The sequence below is a fragment of the Okeania sp. SIO2B9 genome (assembly GCF_010672505.1).
GTDB lineage: Bacteria > Cyanobacteriota > Cyanobacteriia > Cyanobacteriales > Microcoleaceae > Okeania > Okeania hirsuta.
This window is the reverse complement of the sequence record NZ_JAAHGK010000718.1, coordinates 1-3,987: the sequence shown is the minus strand read 5'-3', so window position 1 is coordinate 3,987 and position 3,987 is coordinate 1. Positions and strand designations below refer to the sequence as shown.

Sequence of the window (3,987 nt, the reverse complement as noted above, 5' to 3'; positions counted from 1 at the left end):
TCTGACTCCCCATATTCCCCTCCCAGGAGGGGAATACAGGAGACAGGAGACAGGAGACAACCCACCCCTAACCCCTCCCAGGAGGGGAAGAATGGGAATGAGCGAGGAGGTAGGAGTAAGAATTGTAAGAATAATTTTTCTGCCCAACTATGCGCCTAAAATACTAACTTTTTGAGGGTTTTAGACTGAAACAGGCGCTCTTTTTAAAAGCCCCAAAAAGGTGCTTATCTTTATCTGTAAATACTTTTAGATTTAATCAGCAAGCCCTAATTAATAATTATTAATTATTAATTAAATAATTCAGCTTTATTAGCCGACCCTTTCAAGGGAAAAAAAGTGCTAGGATATTTCCTTATATTCAATTCCGTAACGGTTTTAACCAGAGGTAATTATCCATTATCCATTATCAATTAATGAACGACATCATAACAATGCACCACTACCACCTATTTAATATATGAAAATGCTGAATATAATTTTAGAAGTTAAATTAAGTAGCTCAAATTAGAACAGAAAATAGTTGTGGAAAAGAAACAGTAAATTTTGAACAAATCTTACTTCAATAAAACCTTGCACAAAATATATTTGGCGTAGATATTTTAAAAAGTCCTGAAGCTCAGAAAACAAAAGTATCAAACCTATTTTTTGTGACTTAGACTTGATACTAATGGCCTTAATAATATGAACTACTCAGCTTTCTTCTGCAATACTCTTCTCATACATAGGAGTGTTAGAACTTTTTTTCTTTACTCTGCAATAGTTACTCTTAAATTTTTATAATTTGATGTTTTATATCATGTCGCTTTGTAATCAAAAACTGCCTTCTCCTTTTCCTTCTTTTTCTCTCCTGACTCCTGAGGACTGACTCCTGACTCCTCCGTAGTTATTTATAAGTATTTAACCGGACATGATATTACATTTCGTCGTGCGAAATGTAGGATTTAAGATTTGTAGAAATAATAATAGACCACTAGATATGCTAAATCCATATATGATTATTCTTGCAATGTCAGATTTTCTGGTTTAGGTTTATGTTTGAAAAATCAAGATAACTTTGAGTTAAGAGTAGGCCATGTCCTTTAAAACTCTGGAATATTGACCATAAGATTCACTCAAATGTTTATCATAACTACCTTAGTAATTGAAGGGACATCATTAAATTATGCAAGAAGAAAAAGATACTACAAAAGAAGTAGGAGTAAGCCCTACAGAACCAGGTTCTCTAACTACAGTATCCAATTCTGAAGAAACATCCGACCAGTTCCAAGATATTAAAAACCAAGTCTTGGAAATATTATCAGAGCTACCAGCTATTATATCTGGCTTCTTTGGACAATATCAGAAGCCAATTGTTACTCTTGGCTTAATTCTAGGAGTCATTGTTACTCTCAAGGTAATGTTGGCAGTAATCGAATCATTAAATGATATCCCGCTGCTAGCCCCTACTTTCGAGTTAATTGGTATTATCTATTCTGGGTGGTTTATATATCGCTATCTACTTCGTGCTTCTAACCGCCAGGAGTTATCCGTAGAGCTTCAAGCTTGGAAAGAACAACTTTTAGGGGAAAAATCATCAAGTAAATAAAAAAAAGCCCCAACAATTAAGACATTGGTTATTAATTTGAAATTACATTTTCAATAAATTAACCAATGTCTTAATTTTTTAACTACTTTATTTGACACTCCACGAGATAAATTCCCGTAGATTCTTCCTAGGAGTTGTAAATTGGTTAAAACCACGATTTTCACATTACCGAAAAATTGTGGTTTAAAGCCTCCCCTTTTAAGGGGATAATAAATAAAAATTTTCCTTTGAGTCAATCCTATCCGTTTTAAAGGAGAGGTAATAATTAATTATTAATAATTAATTATTAATTGTTGAACAGTATCATATCCTAGTATGTATACAGCAGTCGTTCACGCTTATGGTGTCAATTACAACTACTCTTTCCAGAATAAAAGACCAGTGAGGCTACTTTTTAAGTTTTTCGTAAATTAAAACACATTTTTTTGACTACGGAGAAAATCCATCGAGTAGTTTCCATCTAGCTATTAATAGCGTAAGCTCCGACCTAGGAGTCAAATAGCTGATTTCCCACTTACCGAAATTTTACTATGACCTACAAATTTGTTGCAGAGTAGCAGTAAAATTGGGATAAGAAATGCTTGCAGCTTCAGCCTGATGGATATTGGTAGTGTTAGTCACATTAAGAGCAGCGATCGCCAAACTCATAGCAACTCGATGATCCCCATAACTCTCAACATCACCACCAGTCAAGGCCACACCACCAGTAATTTCCAATCCATCCGGTAATTCTGTAACTCTAGCTCCCAGTTTCTGGAGTTGAGTGGCCATAGCCATCAAGCGATCGCTCTCTTTGACCCGCAACTCAGCCGCATCCTTAATCACAGTTGTCCCCTCAGCAAACATAGCAGCAACTGCCAAAATAGGAATTTCATCAATAAGTCGTGGAATTATCGCACCAGAAATTTCACAAGCTTTCAAAGGACTATAACATACTCGTAAATCAGCCACAGGTTCTCCAGCAACAACCCGCTGATTTTCCTGTATAATATTAGCCTGCATCATTTCCAAAGCTTCTAGTATGCCTGTGCGAGTAGGATTAACACCAACATTTTCAATTACCAATTCTGACCCAGGCACAATAGCTGCTGCTACTAACCAAAAAGCTGCCGAACTAATATCACCAGGCACAACCACATCTTGACCTTGCAATTTAGCTGGACCTGTCACAGTTACACTATTTGTTTCTGGGTCGATACTAATTTGAGCGCCAAAAGCTTGCAACATTCTTTCACTATGGTCTCGTGAAAGAGCAGGTTCAGTTACCGTAGTTTTCCCTTCCGTCATTAAACCAGCAAACAAAATACAAGATTTTACCTGGGCTGAAGCAATGGGAGAATGATAATGGATCGGTCGTAACTTTTGTCCCTGAATGGCCAATGGGGCTAAAGAGCCACCTTTTCTACCCCAGATTTGAGCGCCCATCTGTGTCAGAGGCTCAATCACACGGGACATGGGACGCTGGACCAGGGAACTATCTCCAGTAACAGTAAAAAAACGTTCGGGATGGGAGGCCAAAATCCCCAACATTAGTCGCATTGTAGTGCCAGAATTACCACAGTCCAAAACCTGAGATGGTTCTATGAGATTATCTAGTCCAACTCCCTGAACCTCCACCAAGTCTGTATTGAGTTGAGAAATATCAGCCCCAAGAAGTGAAAAACATTTAGCACTGCTGCGGGGATCTTCCCCTAGAAGCAAGCCTTTTATGGTAGTTTTTCCTTGAGCGATCGCTCCTAGCATAAGAGACCGATGAGAAATTGATTTATCTCCAGGAATTTGAATGTTACCTTTGAGGCATAGACCTGATTGTGGTCTTTGAATTATCAAAGTTTCTTGACTATTTGTAATTTGTGTAGTTACTACAGCAGGTATCATAAAATTAACTATAAATTTGCAAAATTTGCACAGCCACAATTTTATAGGAGTCTGGGAAGGGTGAGTAAATAAATACCTGTGCAGAATTCATTTAATATCAAGTCCTGATAATTAGTGATGAAAAAACCTATCTTCTTACACAAAGCAAATATCCTTATTGTCCCCACTCCCTACTCCCCGCTCCCTATCCTAATATCCTAAGCAACTCAATATTTGCTATAAATACCAATAAAAAATTTACTACTAATTGTTATACTGTTAGCAAAAATCAGTTAGGAAAACCGTATAGAGAGGTTGACCAAGAGAAAAGAAAATTCAGTATTTTAAGCCTCCCTACAAATTGGAGGAGGTACTGTTAACTGTTAACTAAAATGACCATTAAGGGAAGTTTTGGCGATTAGAACTGATGAGTCAAAGCCTCTGAGGATTTCTTTTAGACTTTATCTTGTCTTTTTCTTGTCTATTTGTAGCTATTCTAGTTGATTTGAGACAAATTTTGAATATTAATTTAGTATTGCATTCTG

Annotated in this window: 2 protein-coding genes; one reads left to right on the top strand and one right to left on the bottom strand. The window is 36.8% G+C overall.

Annotation, left to right across the window (positions count from 1 at the left end):
* The first annotated feature begins 1,162 nt into the window (after positions 1-1,162).
* On the top strand, positions 1,163-1,585 hold the full coding sequence (locus F6K13_RS22190) for a CAAD domain-containing protein (RefSeq protein ID WP_124145875.1): 423 nt from the start codon (positions 1,163-1,165) through the stop codon (positions 1,583-1,585).
* A 528-nt stretch (positions 1,586-2,113) separates the two neighbouring features.
* On the opposite strand, the gene aroA is transcribed toward F6K13_RS22190, so the two are convergent.
* A complete protein-coding gene (aroA, locus tag F6K13_RS22185; protein ID WP_124154453.1) occupies positions 2,114-3,463 on the bottom strand; it encodes a 3-phosphoshikimate 1-carboxyvinyltransferase in 1,350 nt (449 codons plus the stop codon).
* Positions 3,464-3,987: the final 524 nt, after the last annotated feature.

Excerpts from the sequence above, each read along its gene's own strand:
- F6K13_RS22190 (WP_124145875.1), top strand. The coding sequence starts at position 1,163 with ATGCAAGAAGAAAAAGATACTACAAAAGAAGTAGGAGTAAGCCCTACA.
- aroA (WP_124154453.1), bottom strand. The coding sequence starts at position 3,463 with ATGATACCTGCTGTAGTAACTACACAAATTACAAATAGTCAAGAAACT.